This is a genomic window from Olsenella intestinalis (genome assembly GCF_023276655.1).
Classification (GTDB): Bacteria; Actinomycetota; Coriobacteriia; order Coriobacteriales; family Atopobiaceae; genus Olsenella_J; species Olsenella_J intestinalis.
The window spans coordinates 773014-790466 of sequence record NZ_JALGRK010000002.1 but is presented as its reverse complement, the minus strand read 5'-3'; the positions used below and the strand labels follow the sequence as shown (position 1 = coordinate 790466).

General features: G+C 62.4%; 11 protein-coding genes. All 11 read left to right on the top strand.

Features of this window, described 5'->3' with window-relative positions; genetic code table 11:
* Position 1: 1 nt before the first annotated feature.
* The 11 genes from M5D76_RS08125 to M5D76_RS08075 all read left to right on the top strand — a co-directional run bounded on the left by M5D76_RS08125 (position 2) and on the right by M5D76_RS08075 (position 17442).
* Positions 2-5305 carry a DEAD/DEAH box helicase gene (locus M5D76_RS08125; RefSeq protein WP_248922883.1) on the top strand — a complete coding sequence of 1768 codons (5304 nt, stop codon included), beginning with the start codon at positions 2-4 and terminating at the stop codon, positions 5303-5305.
* A 4-nt stretch (positions 5306-5309) separates the two neighbouring features.
* Positions 5310-7028, top strand: coding sequence for an ATP-binding domain-containing protein (locus M5D76_RS08120; RefSeq protein WP_248922882.1), 1719 nt, complete (start codon positions 5310-5312; stop codon positions 7026-7028).
* A 73-nt stretch (positions 7029-7101) separates the two neighbouring features.
* The gene (locus M5D76_RS08115) at positions 7102-7941 is read left to right on the top strand and encodes a hypothetical protein (RefSeq protein WP_248922881.1); all 840 of its coding nucleotides are present in this window, start codon (positions 7102-7104) and stop codon (positions 7939-7941) included.
* Between the two features lie 190 nt (positions 7942-8131).
* On the top strand, positions 8132-8713 hold the full coding sequence (locus M5D76_RS08110) for a hypothetical protein (protein ID WP_248922880.1): 582 nt from the start codon (positions 8132-8134) through the stop codon (positions 8711-8713).
* A gap of 79 nt (positions 8714-8792) precedes the next feature.
* Positions 8793-9128: a hypothetical protein gene (locus tag M5D76_RS08105; protein WP_248922879.1), complete on the top strand. Its 336-nt coding sequence runs from the start codon at positions 8793-8795 to the stop codon at positions 9126-9128.
* Positions 9129-9378: 250 nt separating this feature from the next.
* Positions 9379-11946, top strand: coding sequence for a leucine-rich repeat protein (locus tag M5D76_RS08100; protein WP_248922878.1), 2568 nt, complete (start codon positions 9379-9381; stop codon positions 11944-11946).
* Between the two features lie 18 nt (positions 11947-11964).
* Positions 11965-12615 (top strand): hypothetical protein, encoded by a 651-nt coding sequence (locus M5D76_RS08095; RefSeq protein ID WP_248922877.1) that lies wholly within the window; start codon positions 11965-11967, stop codon positions 12613-12615.
* A 12-nt stretch (positions 12616-12627) separates the two neighbouring features.
* On the top strand, positions 12628-13713 hold the full coding sequence (locus tag M5D76_RS08090; RefSeq protein WP_248922876.1) for a hypothetical protein: 1086 nt from the start codon (positions 12628-12630) through the stop codon (positions 13711-13713).
* A gap of 125 nt (positions 13714-13838) precedes the next feature.
* Positions 13839-14279, top strand: coding sequence for a hypothetical protein (locus M5D76_RS08085; protein ID WP_248922875.1), 441 nt, complete (start codon positions 13839-13841; stop codon positions 14277-14279).
* A 7-nt stretch (positions 14280-14286) separates the two neighbouring features.
* Positions 14287-15915 carry a VWA-like domain-containing protein gene (locus tag M5D76_RS08080; RefSeq protein ID WP_248922874.1) on the top strand — a complete coding sequence of 543 codons (1629 nt, stop codon included), beginning with the start codon at positions 14287-14289 and terminating at the stop codon, positions 15913-15915.
* Between the two features lie 18 nt (positions 15916-15933).
* The gene (locus M5D76_RS08075) at positions 15934-17442 is read left to right on the top strand and encodes an ATP-binding protein (RefSeq protein ID WP_248922873.1); all 1509 of its coding nucleotides are present in this window, start codon (positions 15934-15936) and stop codon (positions 17440-17442) included.
* The last annotated feature ends 11 nt before the right edge of the window (positions 17443-17453 follow it).

The window sequence follows — 17453 nt, the reverse complement described above, 5'->3', positions numbered from 1 at the left end:
CATGAGCACCACGAAACCATTCAACCCCATAGAGACCGCAAAGCGAATCGAGGATTCGTATCGCGACTATCTCGCGACCACTATCCACTTTGCGGACGAGGGTCTCCAGCGCCAGCTCGAGCAGGTGCTCGCAACAAGGGGGTACCTCGCCAAGGGCCCCTTCGTCGAGGCGGCACCTCCCTACGTGAAGGCTGAGACGCCTCGGCAGCTCGTCGAGAGTGGCGAGCTCTGCCAGTCAATCCTCTCGCTTGGTAGCGGGGACCCCAAGCGCTTCGACCCTGATAGGCCTCTGTACTCGCACCAGGTCCGTGCCATCCGCAAGGCGAACTCGGGCCACAACCTCGCCGTCGTGACGGGCACGGGAAGCGGCAAGACGGAATGCTTCCTCCTCCCCATTCTCAACGACATCCTGACGGAGTTCGAGCGCGAGGGGGCGAGCGACGGGGTGCGTGCGCTCATCATGTACCCGATGAACGCGCTCGCGAACGACCAGCTCAAGCGCCTCCGGGAGCTGCTGGAGGGGACCGATATCACCTTCGGCCGCTATACGGGCGACACTGCCGAGAAACGCGTCGACGCCATCAACAGGTGGCGGGATGAGAACCCCAACGCGCAAAAGCTTGACAACGAGATCATCTCGCGCGAGGAGATCCGCAAGAGCCCGCCCAACATCCTGCTCACCAACTACTCGATGCTCGAGTACCTGCTGCTGCGTCCCGAGGACGCGCCGCTGTTCGGCAGCGTCTTCGGTGCGAAATGGCGCCACATCGCCATCGACGAGGCCCACGTCTACACGGGTGCTCTCGGGACCGAGATTGCCTTCCTGCTGCGCAGGTTGAAGGCGCGCATAGCAGCGGAGACGGGCGAGGCGCCTGCATTGCGCTGCTATGCGACCTCCGCGACCATCGGAACCGAGGAGGACACCCCCAAGGTGGCGCAGTTCGCGCAGGACCTGTTTGGCGAGTTGTTCTCGAAGGAAGGGGATGTGGACGTCATTACGAGCGACAAGGACTGGCCGGAGGATTATCTGCGAAATCCGTGGGGACGGCTTCCCATGGAGGCATGGGTGAGGCTGCGTGAGGTGCTTAATGACGAAGATGCGGATGCTGCAGCCATAGCTGGGGTGCTTACCGGTATAGTCCCCGAGGAAGAGCTCGCGATGCTCGGCGCGCAGGCGGCGCCTCTCCTGGGACTGGGGACGTTGCTTCTTGGGGAGGAATCGACGTCCACGTTGGTCCACGAGACCTCGCGGAGCGTCATCGACCTCACCTCGCTGGACGAAATCGACCGTCTGGGAATACCAGGGCTTAGGGGCGACGACGAGGGTGTCGAGGCCCTCTCGGCAATGGTGGACGTCCTCTCGCTTGCGCAGAGGTCTGCGGGAGTGCCGATCCTTTCGAGCCGATATCACTCCTTCCTCCGGGCGCCCGAGGGCCTCTACATCAACCTGTGGACCCGAAAGCTCATCTCGCAGAAGACGGTCGAGGAGGACTGCGGGCTCGAGGGACCCGTTCCCGTATACGAGGTCTCGGTGTGCAGGCATTGCGGTCAGGCGTACGTGCTGGGGACGCCAGAGGCCGGGAAGGCGGGCCTGCCGCCGTGGCTTAGCTCCCGCCATGAGGGGACCGACGCGGACGAGGGCTTCCTGCCCCACTCCTATTACCGACTACTCGACGACGAGGCCGACCTGGACGAGGGTGAGGAGCTCGAGTGGCTCTGCCCCGTCTGCGGGTCTCGGCACGACGGCAGAGATGGCGGCGGGCATCGGTTCGCACACCCGACGGTCAAACGCATCCCCCTTGCTGCGGGGAAGGCAACCGAGGATGACGCCAAGTGCGGCCACTGCGGCTACCAGAGCAGGGTCGCCATCCAGCCCATGCGCGTCTCACCAGAGGCTGCTGGCAGCGTCATATGCTACGACCTCGTTCGCGACGTCCCGCCATTCGAGAAGAAGGAAGAGGACGCCGATGACCTGTTCGTGGGGCTCGCGGAGGAGGAGCGCGGGGCAGGCAGCGTCATCTGCTTCTCGGACAGGCGCCAGGACGCGGCCTTCTTCGCTCCCGCGATGGAGCGCACGTACGGGAGCATTACGAGGCGCCAGGCCATACGCGAGGCTGTGGAGGCTCTCGGTGACGCGGAGCATGGATGCAGCCCCACCAGCGTAGCCGACTGGCTTGCTGGCACTGGAGCACTCAAGTATCCAGGCCTCATGGAGCGCGTGGATCGTAAGGCGCAGGCCACGGCTTGGGTGACCGACGAGCTCCAGGCGGAGGACTCGCGCAACAGTCTCGACGGGCTGGGCGTCATCAGGGTAGAGCCGACGGCGTTTGCCGACGGCATGAAAGACCCGAGGGTTCAGGGCGTAATAGCAAAACAACTGGCGCGACCGGAGATGTCGAGGTACACCTGGCTCAATGCTGATGACTACGCCCTGCTAGCCACCGTGTGCCTCGAGACGCTGCGAGAGCGCGGAGCTATCGATGCATCTGGCGAGGTCGCGCAGCTGCGCCAGGGGGCTGACGCGTACACCAGGGAGTACCTGCCCAAGCGTTACCTCGGCACGCCCGTGACCGAGGGCGGGAGGGACGGTGACTCGGGGACCATCCAGTTCGTCGGATCCCCCAAGACGACGGAGAACAAGCGCAGCAGGTTCATCCGCAAGTACGCACAGACGGTACATGGGGTCGAACTAACGCGCGAGCAAGCCGTCGAAATACTCAGGAGCCTGTACAAGTTTATCTGCGACTACCTTGGCGCCATGAAGAGCCTTCGCCTGACCGTGGACAACGTCATGACAGGTGGGAAGGACCATTTCAAGCTCGATCGAGACCTCTGGACCATGTTTCCGAGGACATCGCAGGACAGGCTGTACGTTTGCGACACTTGCGGGTGCGCGACGCACCTAGACACCAGGGGCGTGTGCACCACGAGCAAGTGCGACGGGCACATGGTGAAGACCACCTATGCCGAGGCGCTTGGGAAGGACCGATTCTACAAGGAGGTCTATTCCGAGGAGGCCCTGCCGCTCAGAATCGAGGAGCACACGGCGCAGCTGTCCACCAAGAAGGCGCGCGAGATTCAGGTCGACTTCATCAACGGTGATGTTAACGTGCTCTCCTGCACGACCACCTTCGAGCTCGGCGTGGACGTGGGCGACCTGCGGACCATCTTCATGCGCAACGTGCCGCCGACGACCGCAAACTATACGCAGCGCGCGGGACGCGTGGGCAGGCGTGCGGGCATGCCGGGGTACGCTATCACCTTCGCGCGGCTGCGTCCCCACGACGTGGCGTTCTTCGAGGACCCGGCGAAGATGATCACGGGCGCGACGAGGGTGCCGTATTGCTACCTCGGCAACGACCAGATCGCTTGCAGGCATGCGTACGCAGTCGCGCTTTCGGAGTTCTTCCGTGCGCGTGGCAACGAGGGGATGTCGAAGAAGTACCACGGGTTCATGGCCCTCGGAAAGGCGGAGCCTCAAGGGTTGGAGGACCTGAGATCATACCTCGTAGGGCATCCCGAGAGGGTAATCTCGCAACTGGAGACAGTCTTTGGCAAGGAGGAGGGGCTGTCCGAGAGGCTCGGAATCGAAGACTGGAGCTGGATTGAGGGCCTGCTGGCGCCGGGCGACCCCACGACGGGCGAGGGCATGGGGCGTCTCCTCTGGGTGCATGGCATCAAGCACCAGGACTACATGCGCGTTCAGGACGGCATAGACCAGGCGATGGAAGAGGGCGCGACCAACCGTGCAAAGGCACTCATGGATACCCGGGGCCATCTCGAGGATGAGGCAACCATAGACGTACTAGCCGATGGCGGCGTGCTGCCCAAGTACGGGTTCCCGACCGACCTGGTCGAGCTTCACCTCCCCGAGGCGTCTGCCGACACGGGTGACGGGAGGCTGCAGCTACAGCGAGGCATGCGCCAGGCCGTGCGTGAGTACGCTCCGGGTGCCGAGGTCGTGGCGGGAAAGGTATTGTGGAAATCCGTGGGCATCAGGCGTCCGCGCGCTCAGGAGCCCATCGTGCGCAGCTACGGCATGTGCCCCGAGTGCAAGACCTTCGCCTGGCCCATAGACAACAGAAGCGACGAGTACGAGTGCCCGGTATGCAGGCAGAGCTTCACGCTCAAGAACCGCCTGCTCGTGCCGAGCTACGGCTTCGAGGGAAAGCGGCAGAGGCGGGGAATCGGGCTGCGCCGGCCTCGCTCGCGCGGGTATGCACAGGTGTTCTTCAGCCAGCACTGGCCTGCCGAGGCGCCAAGTGTCAACGTCGGATTTGCGGGTGGGGTCGTGTCAGCCAAGTATGCGACCAACGGCGAGCTCTGCCTCGTCAACACGGCTGGGGGTAAGGGGTTCAGCGTCTGCACGTACTGCGGCGCGGCGTCGACAGGCAGCGACGCGATCGAGCACCTGTACTACTGCGAGAAGAACGTTGCCGACCCCTTCATTGCGCACTACAACGCGCTTGGGACTTCGTTCACGAGCGACGTGCTCGAGCTCTCGTTCCTCGTGAACGGGCTCGGCACGGAGGATGACGAGGCGTGGGAGTCGGTCATGTGGGCGATTGTCGCGGCTGCCTCGCGCATCCTCGAGGTTCCGGAGACTGAGCTGGGCGGCACCATGTATCAGGGGGACGCCAACCGTCGCTCTGTCATGCTGTACGACAGCGTGCCGGGCGGCGCGGGCCACGCCAAGCAGCTGAGCGGCGAGATTGAGCGGCTTGTCGAGACCGCTTACGATGTCGTGGCGAACTGCAGCTGCGGAGAGGAGACCTGCTGTTACGGTTGCATCGCAAACTACTACAACCAGGGCAGGCAGGCGAAGCTCTCCAGGGGTGCCGCCAAGCGGATCCTCGGGTTCCTGCTGGGCAGGGACGGGTCGTTCTACGTGGATACCGTCGGCGATGAAGCCAGCGGAGATGGGGCCGAAAACGACGTGGCGCTGAATGCCGGGTTCACGCTCGACCTGTCGGGCGAGAGATTCTCGACGGCGTGCCGTTATGCCCTCAGGCTCTGCGAGGGCGACGACGAGAGGAAATTCGTCGAGCAGCTTGCGAGGCTTGGCGACGACCTCGACCTCGAACGGCCCGAGTGCGAGGTGACGCTCTCAAGCCCGGCGGGAGGCGAGGCTGACGTGATCCTAGCTTGGAGGGAGGCTCGGATTCTCCTGCACGGTGCGGGTTCGCTCGAAGAGTTCAGGGAGGCCGGGCTGTCAAGCAGACCATCGGGATGGACGTCCTTCGTGATGGGCGAGGACCTCCCACAGGATGTCATAGACGCCCTCGTGGCGCACGGGGAGGAGTAAGCCGATGGCCAAGATGATTCCCTCGACTGGTCCACGGGCTCATACGGCGTCGAGTAGGGAAGGGTACATCTACCACGCGCTCAGCCTGTTGCCTGACGACTTCTACGTCGTCCACTCGTTCGACTCGGTATCCACGCATGGGGGCAGCTACGTGGAGCGCGAGGCGGACTTCGTGGTCTTCCACCCCGAGCTGGGCATCCTGTGCGTCGAGGCGAAGGCGGGGGCGGCGCGGTGCCAGGACGGCGTCTGGTACTACGGCTCGGGAGAGATGATGTCTCGCGAGGGCCCCTACCGCCAGGTGAGCGGCGCCAAGTACCGCATCATGAAGTGCTTCGACGAGCGCGGTCTTGGCGCCCTGGTGGATCGCTGCAAGTTCATGCATGCCGTCTGGTTCGTGAGCCTGACGCGCGAGGAGTTCTCCGGCTTCTCCCTGCCGCCCGATGCGAGCAGGGACATCACGCTCTTCCTCGACGACCTCAGAAACCCTGAGCCCGCCATCCGCCGCATCTTCTCGATTGACATGTACGGGCGCGAGACGCGGCTCAGTCACATCGAGGCGAAGGACGTCGTGCAGCGGGTGTTGTGTCCAGAGTTCTCCATCGTCCCCACCACGCGCATGCACTACGACCTGGCCGACGTGGTCTTCGCCAGGCTCCTCGACTCCCAGACAAGGGTGCTCGACTTCATCCGCGACCAGCGGTTCGCCGTGATCAATGGTGCCGCGGGCACCGGCAAGACGCTCGTCGCCATGGAGCGCGCCCGCCGCGTCGCGCGGGAGGGGAAGGTCCTCTTCCTCTGCTACAACGCCCTGCTCAAGGACGACATCGCTAAGAGGCTATCCGACCAGCAAAACATCGACGTCCGTACCATTGCGGGCTTTGCTTGCAGCATGTGCCGCACGGCGGAGCCGGACTATTACGCCCTGGCGGAGAGGCTCATGGCGCATCTGGAGGACGGCGGGTTCCCCTACGACCACGTGATCGTTGACGAGGGGCAGGACTTTGGCGTCGCATCTATCGAGGACGCCTCGATTCTCGACATCCTCCTCGAGCTTGTCAGCGCCAAGAACGGGACGTTCTACCTCTTCTATGACCGAAGGCAGTTCGTGCAGGGGTCCGAGATGCCGCGGTTCATCAACGATGCCGACTGCAAGCTCACGCTCTACGTCAACTGCAGGAACACGGAGGGCATCGCGCGGTGCTCTATGCGCTCGATCGGGGAGACGAAGGATGCGGAGGTGCTCGAGGGGGCGCGGACGAGCGGCCCTCCCCAGCTCTTCGCCTCGGAGGATCGGATGGCACAGGCGTCCTATGTCGATGAGCAACTGAGAGAGTTTCGGAAGCGCGGTCTGGACAACGTCGTAATCCTTACCTGCAAAACCGAGGCGTCAAGCGCCCTGAGGGCATACGTAAAAGATGGGCGTTGGCGGTCTTCGGGAATCAGATTCAGCACTTGCCGCAAGTTCAAGGGGCTCGAGGCCGACGCGGTCATCCTCGTCGACGTGGACGAGAGCGTGTGGGAGCCGCCGACGCGCACCTACGACCCCGAACCTGGGATGGTCTTCTACACGGGTGCCTCACGCGCGAAGCACGAGCTCAGGATCGTGTGCGACATGGAGGAGAGGGGCTGCCTTGCGACGCTTGCACTCCTTGGTGTTGATGGCAAGAGGAAGCCGGTGTCAAGGCTCGCCAAGCAGCTCGGGGCCGTGAACGTGAGCAAGTGAGTATGAGGCAGTTGCGTTATTGGTGAGTGGCGGGCGAGGCAGCCAAGGGAACAAAGGAAGGGTAGGCGATCATATGTCATCCATGCAGTATGTGTCGGCGAAGGCTCACGTAGTTACAAAGGCGGAGGCGGGGAAGGGGCTGGCAAAGAAGGCCGCCGAAGTTTTCTCCTTTGAGGGGGACGGTATCGACTGGTGCGAAACGACCACCGAGGCCGGGGATGGCTACGTGGGCATCGCCGTTAAGTACTCCGGCGTGAATGCTGGGCCGATAAGCGCAATCGAAGAGGCGCTCGAGGAGGTCGCGACACTGGGTGATGGCTCCTACGGCCTGATGGTTGTGGAGAGTGACTGGGGCGTCGAGAGGTTCGATTGCTACGGGGGCGTCGATCTTGTCGAGGCTGAGTCGGTTGGGGAGGAAACGGTCTGGTCTTCCGAGAGTCCTCTCGACCTCTCGGTCACCATGGGGTCGGACGAGTGGGGGGAACTGCTGGGGTGTGACGCCGATTCCTTGCAGGACGAGATTGAGTCGCAGGGAGACGAGCTGCTCCCACGTCTGGTGCCAACCTCGTTCGTCCAGGCGTGCGAGGACGACGGAGGGGCGTACTTCACCTACTTCGACACCGAGTCGTCTGGCGATGGCGAGAACGCTGGCGATTCAGACGAAGTTACTGTCATATTCGAGCTCGATGGGTCCGAGGTGAGGCATGCGACGTTCATGAGACTGGCTGACGCGCTGATGAGTGATTCGACAGAGCTACCTGTGCCAGGAGTGAAGGTCGAGCTGGGGCTCGAGGGCGCCTCGGGCGAGGAAAGCAGGATGGTGGACGCTGATGCCTTCGCCATGCTCGTCTTCAGGCTGTTGAGCGACGGAGACAAGTACATAAAGGTACTCGTACCGAAGAGCCTGAGCTGACCTGCACTAGCGCATTGGGGGCATGCGATTAAGCGAGAAACACCCTATAGGTGAGGCATGCGCGCCCTCGAATGTGGAGGGGCGTCCGCGCGCAAGGGCAGAACTCGATTCATGTCCTAGGGTGAAAGAAATCTGTTGCGTAGCGGAGGTGAGGTTGGTCAGGTACGTATAACGTGAAAGGGAGGCATCAGTGAAAAAGAAGAACCAGGACAGCTATAAGCCCGAGTACGGAGCGCAAGAGCTCAGGCGAATTGTTGAAGAGGGCCAGAGGACTCTCGAGCGGGGCGGAAGGCCTGAGGACCCATGGCTCTACATAGCAGCGGCACACGCCCTTGACCTCTTCGACATGCAGCGGGTCGCCAAGGTGAGGCTGGATTTTACCGTCATGACCCAGGACGGGGTCCTAGGCGCCGTTGCCGTGTCCGCGATGACGCTGCACAAAGAGAAGGGGCATGATGCCGAGGTCCGTCAGGTGCTCGCGAAGAGGCTTGCGGCCTACACGATGTTCCAGGTCTACAACGACCTCAGCGAGATGGGGCTCGAGGTCGGGTTCGAATGCGGACCCTCGTCGTACGCCCTCGTCGCGACGTTGCCAGACGGCAAGTCCATCTCGTTCAACTTCCTCGATCATGCCACCTCCGCCCTAAAGAAGTTCCGGGTCGGCGGGCCTGGAGGGGGAGGCCTGTTCGCTGGAGGTACGCTGCAGCCGTTCTACCAAAGGCTCTATGAAAGTTTCCTGAGACCCGCTTTCGAGGCGCTCGGCTTGGCGTGAACGATTTGTAGGTCCCGGAGGAGCGAGGACGCCATTGGCGAAACCGGCATGTCGCTGCGAGCTACGGAGGGTGGTTGGCGTGGACGATCTGAAAAAGCCTGCTGTGGCCAACACTGGTGGCCCCGTGATCCGCTGTTGGGAGGTAGATCTGCTGGACGAGGCGCTTGCGGGACTGGATCCCGACAAGCGCTATGCGGAGGACCCGCGCTGGGTGGGCGAGATCGAGCTGACGCTTAGCGAGTACATGGCGGGTGGGTTTGGCGACCTTGTATCGGACGACGAGCTGCGGGGCCTGCTCGACGAGTTCGAGGGCTTCTACACGGATGCAGAAGAGGACGAGGCGCCGCCCGAGGGACTCGTGCGCAGGTACGTGGAGCTTGCGTTCGCGCGACGGCTACGCAGCCTGTCGACGTAGGTAGTCCATCGGATGGCGACAGGGGTGCGACTCGGGGGGTGCATGTCGGTGTGGAAATCGACGTTGATGCGACGAGGCTGTGCCTGCTTGACATGTTCGGGACGGCTGCGATTTCCGACATGTGTGGCGCGCTTGTGGATGTTGCTGATGTCGAGCGATGACGGTAAGGCGGTGAGGAGCTGCTTGTAATCACAAAGAGGATGGGGGCGAACCTTGCCATTGTCGCAAGGGACGACACTAGGGGGAAACCATGGAGCATCCGAAGTTGACTGAAGATCGGCGGGAGAGGATAGCTGCCCGCTGCGGCGAGCAGTTGGAGTCCATGCTGGCAGAGGTGAAGGGGTGGTATCCGCAGGGGAAATTAACGTCAGAAGAGCTGAAGAGGGGGCACGATAACTTCTCTAAGCGACTTGGCTCGCTGGCGTCAGACATGGGATACGCATCCTTCGTGGAGTTACTCCACAACGAGGGATTCGATATCGAGCTGGACAGGAGGGCGGCGAAGAATCCCGTCGGGCATCGCATCGCGCCGGAGGACGCCGTGGATTCCATTGTCGCGAGCGTGACTGACAAGCTCGGCGGCTACTTTGAGAAGATTGACGAATGGTACCCCGACCGAGTGGTGACGGGCTTTGCCAGGCTGCATGCGAAGACCAAAGATAACTTGATCAGGCAGGCCAAGATGCTGGGCTACGAGTCTTGGGCGGATTTGCTGCGCGACTACGGCTACGAAGTGCCTGACTACAACCTCAGGAGTGGGCGGCCAAAGTCCATCGATCCTGTTGCTATCGTTGACGAGCTCGCGCGGCGTTACGAGGGTCGCGAACCCGCGCCCGATATCGGCACAGTTCGCGATGAGAACCCTGACCTTGCAAGCAAGTTTAAGACTATTTCGAACGAGTCGCGAGCCGTCTTCGGCATGACGTTCCTCAAGGTGCTTGTCGAGCGCGGAATTGTGGGCGAGAGGTCTGTGTCGCACGCAGATACCGATGCCTTTCTCGCAGAGTTAGAGAGTGCGTACGCGCAGCGGGACGACAAGCCTTTGTCGATCGAAGATCTCCGAGCTGTCGAGAAGCCATTGCACCCAGATTGGGGCAAGCTTTTCTCCTCCATTAATTACTGGAGCTGGAAGTATTACGGCAAGACTCCGAGAACGCTTCTCAAGGAGCGTGGCATCATTGCGGGCGGCACACCCGGACGTAAGCGCAAGCCTGACCTTCCTGAAAGCGAGTTTGAGGCCATGATGGCCCGGCTGCGGGAGAAGTACTCTCACGCGGTCCGGCCTAGGACTGCAGTCGATTTCGGTGAGGCGAATCCTGAGTGGAAGTCCAATATAAAAGACATCAAGAAGTACCTCTCAGCACATGGTCTTGGTACTCCCAGCAAGTTCCTCGAAAACGAGCAGCTGGTGTCGAGGCTCTCGTGCGAGGAGTCCCTTCCGAGGCCGAGCGATGAGGTGCTCAAGGAGTTCACGGAGAGGGCCTCGGCCGACCCGCATGAGCTTCTCGCATCATCTCCTAATGCGAAGCTCGTCGAGCTGGATGGCAGTATCGAGACTAGCAAGAGATACGATTATAGGTATAAGTACTTCGAAATGCTGAGGCTGGGTGATCCGATCGAGCTGGTGTCTGACGGGGTCTATGTGCACGCCCGGTTCTGTGAGTACGATCTTGGTGGAGTCCGTTTCGAAAACGGGAAAGGTCGAGAGCTCGTCTCGAAGGCATACCGTCCCACTGAATGGGGCCTCACAGGCGGGGGCGTGTATGCATATGTAATCGGAATCTCTGGTGGAAGAGACGCCACCTTTCAGCTCCGTGTGTTCTATGCCGAAGATGCGTCAGCAAGTACGGTTTCCCAAGGGATGCTGATGTCGGTGGACGGAAAGACCGTTCTCGATTGCGACGCCGCGAACCTGCCGGACAGGGTCGTCGTCCCTGAGGGAGTTGAGGCCATAGGACGTGCGGCTTTCATTAAGACGAATGTCTGCGCAGTATCGCTTCCATCCACGCTGCGGACTATCGGAGAAAAAGCCTTTCGCAAGACGAGGCTGGAGAAAGTGCTCATTCCTGCTGGCGTCACCGACATAGGAGGTGATGCGTTCTCGCATGCACGGGCATCCTCTGATTTCTCGCGCTGGGATTATGACGGCCCCGTCAACATTGATGTGGAGAAGGACAATCCGCGCTATATGTCACTGAGGGGTAGCCTAGTCGAGCTGGACGGCGATATCAGGAGGCTCCTCTCGTGCTACTACAAGCGGCCGAGGGGGCAGTCGTGCACGATCGCCGTGCCCAAGGAAGTCAACGTGCTCGGCCAAGGCTGTTTCACGCCCTACGACGATGTTTATGATGTGCGAATTAAGGTTCCCGAAGGCGTGGAGCGCATCGAGTCCGGTTGTTTTACTGCACTCGGCGCCTACGGAATGGACCGGGTGGAGCTACCCGCAACGCTCGTCGACATTGATGACTATTCTTGGCTGGAGCTTTGCGGCTTGGAAGCCGGGCCATTTATCGACGGCTTCGCGGAAATGGATGATGGGCCTATTGAGGTCTATCCGCCTTCGAGGCTTCGAATCGCAAAGGGCAACCCACGGTATTTGGTCAAAGACGGGTATGCGTATGCCTTGCCCGCAAAAAAAGAGGCAAGTGGCTCAGAGGTATGTGCGCATGAGGATGACGCTGCGTCGGCCGATGAGGCTTTCGATGAGGTCACATTCCGATATGACGGGAAGGGAAAGGGGTTTGCGTATTCCTTCAAGTTCCCAATCAACGCGGAAGACGAGCTCGGCATGGCCTCAGAGTACCTAGATTGGCTGTAGGCCCGAAGGAGGGGCAAGATGAAGGTTAGGGGAGACTTCGTAACCAACTCGAGCAGTAGCAGTTTTTGTCATTTGAGTATCAAGTGCAAGCCGCTTGCGGAGATGCTTGAGAACTACGACAGAGTGGTGAAAGGGCGCGGGCAGGGGGAGTTTCTGCAATCGATTGGGCTGCATGCCGATTCCTCTCGAGAGGAGGTGTGGGGAGACTGGGAGGAGCGCGACATCTTTGATGAGCAGGTACCCGACTCGCTCGGAGAGGTACTGTCCGTCTTGTGCAGGGGCGTTGTGAATGAATCGCATGAGAGAATGGGCGTTCTCGGCGCCGGCATGAAGGAACCCACACGCATTCCCATCGCCCCGCTGGTGCGTGCCATTGCGGAGCACCGCGATGAGATAGAGGAAGCGACGGAGGAGGTCTCCTGGAGCGTCTCTGACACGGAATGGGGAGGCGACAGCGAGACTAGGTTCGACCAAGGCATGTACGACGCGGAGTCCCTGCTGGAGGTCAAGCAAATCATAGCTGCGCAAAAGGGCTGCTCCATAGAAGAGGTCAACAACGATGACTTCTTCGAGTACGTTGCCGACTGCACGAGCATGAACACCCGCACGTTTACCTTCAATCGGGCAAAAAACGTCGAGGAGTTCGAAAACGACTTCAGCCTTTTGTAGGGGGGGTGACGTATGCGCTATAGAGTTGTTGACAAGAAGTATCGCTTCGTCAGCGCCTTCGATACCGAGACGGGCGCCTACGTGCGCACGGGCGTGCTCGACGACGAGGGCTGCGATACGGGCGTGGACCCGTTCATGGCGTCGTTCCCGCACCTCATCGACGTGGGCGTGATGGGCCACTGCCTCCACGGCAAGAGCGGTCTCTGCCAGCTGGCGGGCATCGGCTGCTACCAGAGTGGGCCAGTGGTGGAGCAGTCCAACATGTCGCTCGAAAGCTTCCGCTGGATCTGCGAGCAGTGCCGCGGCCGCACGAACCAGCTCGCGTTGGGTGGTCGCGGCGACCCGGACTGCCATGAGCACTTTGGGGAACTGCTTCGCATTTCCCGCGAGAACATGTTGGTGCCCAACTTCACTACGAGCGGGTTCGCGTTCACCTCCGAGAAGGCCGAGCTCTGCAGGCGCTACTGCGGCGCCGTGGCTGTGAGCTGGTACCGAAACGACTACACCTACGATGCCATCCGTATTCTGCTCGATGCGGGGGTCAAGACCAACGTGCACTACGTGCTGGGCAACAACTCAATAAACGAGGCCATCGACCGCATGGAGCGCGAAGACTTCCCCGAGGGGCTCAATGCCGTCATCTTCCTGCTCCATAAGCCGGCGGGGCTGGGGAGTGAGGCTAACGTGCTCAAGGCGGAGGACCCGCGCGTGACGCGCTTCTTCCAGTTGGTTGACGAGCCGCACCCCTTCAAAGTAGGTATGGATAGCTGTACGGTGCCGGGCGCCATCCATAATTGCAGGACCGTTCTGCCCGAGAGCCTGGACACCTGCGAGGGCGGGCGCTTCAGCTGCTACATCGGGCCGGGTCTGGGGATGACGCCTTGCAGCTTCGACCAGGGGCGGCTCTACGAGGTGCAGCTGCGCGACGAGGCGGGGACCACCATCGAGGACGCGTGGAACAGCGCGCCCTTCGAGGCGTTCCGCGACCGCATGCGTGGCGCGTGCCCGGGCTGCGGGATGAGGGAGCTCTGCATGGGCGGCTGCCCGCTCATGCCGGAGGTGGTGTTGTGTGACAGTCGGGACAGGGAGGGCGTCTAGGACGATCTAAAAATGACGGCTGGCATGGATTCGACAGCCCCATTGCCCGCAGGATTTCGGAGCTGCTGGACGAAGCGCGCGCGGGGCTGGACCCCGACAAGCGCTGCGCGGAGGATCCGCGTTGGATGGGCGAGATTGAGCTGGCGCTCGGCGAGTACCTGGCGGGTGGGCTCGGCGACCTTGCGGAGGACGACGAGCTGCATGGCTTGCTCGACGAGCTCGAGGGCTTCTACACGGATGCTGAGGAGGGTGAGGTGCCACCTGAGGAGCTCGTGCGCAGGAACGTGGGGCTCGCGTTCGCGCGACGGCTGCGCAGCTTGCCGATGCAGGCAGTCTATCGGATGATGGCGGGGATACGGATGCAGGGGGCGCATGCCAGAATGGAAATCGACTTCGAGACACTGAGGTCGTACCTGCACGACCTGTGCGGTACGGCAGCATTTGCCGGCTATGGTGCCGCGCTGGTGGACGTTGCAGAAGTCGAGGGTGCCAGCGGCGAGGAACTGCTGGCCACCGCCCTACAATTCGGGGTCGACCCAACTGAGTTCGAGGCGCATAAGGGATAGAGAAACCATGCCCACGCAGCTGCTGACAGACCGCGAACGTGCCGCCCTGAAAGTGGTGGAGCTTGCCAAGGCACTCGCCCTGGCGGACAATCACTTCCTCTCGGCAGCGGTCGGCAGACTGCGCATCGTGTGCATGCCGCTTCTCATGCCCATGGCTACCAACGGCACCGAGCTCGCGATCGACCCACAGCGGATCTGTGACGGGTTCGTGCGCGATCGGGAAGCGCCCAAGCACGATTTCATGCACAGCGTAATGCACTGCGTCTTTCTGCACCCCTACGTCGGTGCGAGCATTGACCGGCGCCTGTGGAACCTCGCCTGCGACATCGCAGCAGAGCGCGTGGTGGCGGAGGTCTGTGGACCCCGTTCGGGCTCTCGCGGGGCTGACATCCAGCGCGTCTTGAGCAAGGTCGACACTAAGCTTGGTAAACGGGCCGGTGCCGAGAAAGTCTACAAGGTCTTGAAGGGCGGCGAGTGGACTGAGCAGGTCTCCTCGTGGGAGGTGCTCTTCGCTGCTGACAGCCACCTGCCATGGTATCCGAGCGGGGGAGGAGCGGTCGGGCCCGTGAGCTCCGACGGAGACGGGGTAGACGAAGGCTCCGAGGGATCCTCGGTGGTTGGCTCAGGAGCTCAAACGGAATCGAGCAGACGGCAGTCTAGAGGCGGGGACAGCGATGGTGTCGGTAAGGATGCCGCCTCGGAAAACGACGAAGCCGGTACCCGGTCTTCCGCAAATGGAGTCGGCTCGGGAGACGGTCAGCGCTGCGGCGGTTCCGACAAGCCCGGCTCCGGCCAGGGCAAGGGCGCGGGCTCGGGCCGCGACCTCGCGGCGTCCCGCACCCACGGCCTCGGCTTGCGCGAGGTATCACGCGCCCGCCGTGACGTTGAGATGGCCGGCTGGCGGCGCGTGGCCAAGTCTCTCGCCGTCAACCTTCAGACCTACGCGCGCAGCCGAGGGCAGGGCCTCAAGGGACTCGTGGACGACCTCGAGGAGTCGAGCCACGCGCGCGTTGACTACGCGGACTTCCTGCGGCAGTTCGCCATTCCCGGCGAGGTGCTCAAGGTCTCTGATGACGAGTTCGACTACGTCTACTACACCTACGGGCTCAAGCTGTACGGCAACCTGCCGCTCATCGAGCCGCTGGAGTACCGCGAGGAGAAGCGCGTCCGCGAGTTCGTCATCGTCATCGACACGAGTGGCTCGGTGTGGGGCGGCATTGTGCGGCGCTTCATCGACGCGACCTTCGACATCCTCAAGTCCACCGAGGCGTTCTTCGAGCGTGTGCACGTGCACATCGTGCAGTGCGACGCCGCCGTGCAGACCGACGACGTCATCACCAACCTCCAGGAGCTGAAGGAGTGGGGGAGGACGATGCGCCTGCACGGCATGGGCGGCACGGACTTCCGCCCCGCCTTCGCCTACGTGGACCGGCTGGTTGAGGAGGGCGTCTTCGAGAACCTCGGCGGGCTTGTCTACTTCACGGACGGGTGGGGCACCTATCCCGAGTGGATGCCCGACTACAAGGTGGCCTTCGTCTTCTACGACGAGAACTACCGCAAGGAAATCGTGCCGCCCTGGGCGGCTCAGATAGTGCTGGACGACGCCGCCATCGACGGCAGCGGCGGGATCAGGTGAGGAGGGGGCAGATCGCCCATGAACATCAAAGACGCGACCGAGCAGATCGAGGGCGCCATCCGCGCGTACCTCTCGCGTGACGAGCACGGTCTCTTGCGCATACCGTTCCGCATGCAGCGGCCCATCATCATGCTGGGACCTCCCGGTGTAGGCAAGACCGCTGTGGTGGCGCAGATTGCCGAGGAGCTCGACATCAACTTCGTGAGCTACTCCATCACGCACCACACACGTCAGAGCGCGCTCGGCCTGCCGTTCATCGCGCAGGAGGAGTTCGAAGGAGAGTCCTACAGCGTGTCCGAGTACACGATGAGCGAGATCATCGCGGCGGTTTACCGCGCGCGAGAGGCGAGCGGGGTGGCCGAGGGCATCCTCTTCCTCGACGAGGTCAACTGCGTCTCGGAGACTCTCGCGCCCGCCATGCTGCAGTTCCTGCAGTACAAGACGTTCGGCATGCACCGCATGCCCGAGGGGTGGGCCATCGTGTGCGCGGGCAATCCGCCCGAGTACAACCGCGCGGCGCGCGAGTTCGACCCGGCGATGCTCGACCGCCTGATGAGGATCGACGTGGATCCCAACCTGCAGGTTTGGCAAGAGTACGCTGCGGCACACGGCGTGCACCCCGCAGTGACAACCTACCTCGACGCCAAGCCCGGCAGCTTCTACAAGGTGCGCGCGGCTGCCCGTGGTTCCAAGATTGTGACCTCACGTGGCTGGGAGGATCTTTCTCGTATGCTGCAGGCATACGAGGCTGAGGGCATGGTTCCGCCCGCATCGCTGCCTGGTCGCTATCTACAGGACCCTGAGGTCTCAGAGGACTTTGGTGTGTACTACGAGCTCTTCCGCAAGTACGAGGACGACTACAAGGTGACCGACATCCTGGCAGGCCGCGCCGGAGCGGAGATTGCGAAGCGCGCGGCTGCGGCGCCCTTCGACGAGCGCGTCGCGCTGGTGGGGCTCTTGCTTGACGCGATGCTGGAGCGTGCGCACGGAGCCATCGAGCTCGAGGAGGCGCTCAGGCTCGCGCGCAAGGACCTGCTGGATATGAAGGGTGCGCTCGGCAGGAGCGAAAGCCCTGTCGAGGTGGTCGACCGCCGTGTGGCCGCCGTCTCCTCCGAGGGCACCGTCGGCAAGAAGGTGCGCGGACAAGTGGGCGACCGCTCGGTCATCAAGGCCGAGCGCCTGCGCGTGCTGCGTGGAGTGCGCGCGGCAGTGGCGCGCGGGGCCGCTGAGGGCAAGGGCAGCTTCGACGCCGCCAAGGCTTCCTTCAACGCGGAGTGCAAGGCGCAAGCTCAGCTCGTTAAGGAGGCGACCGCCGCACTCGACGCGGGGTTCCTCTTCCTCGACGGGGCCTTCGGTAAGGACTCCCAGGAATCGCTCATCTACGTGACCAAGCTTTCGGCCGACCCGGTGCTCATCCGCCTGGTGAGCGAGCACGGGAGCAAGGAGTTCATGAAGCACAACAAGAGCCTGCTGTTCACCGAGCGTGGGCTGGGGTTGTTGGAGGAGATCAAGGCGCTGGAGGAGTAGAGACTCCGCTA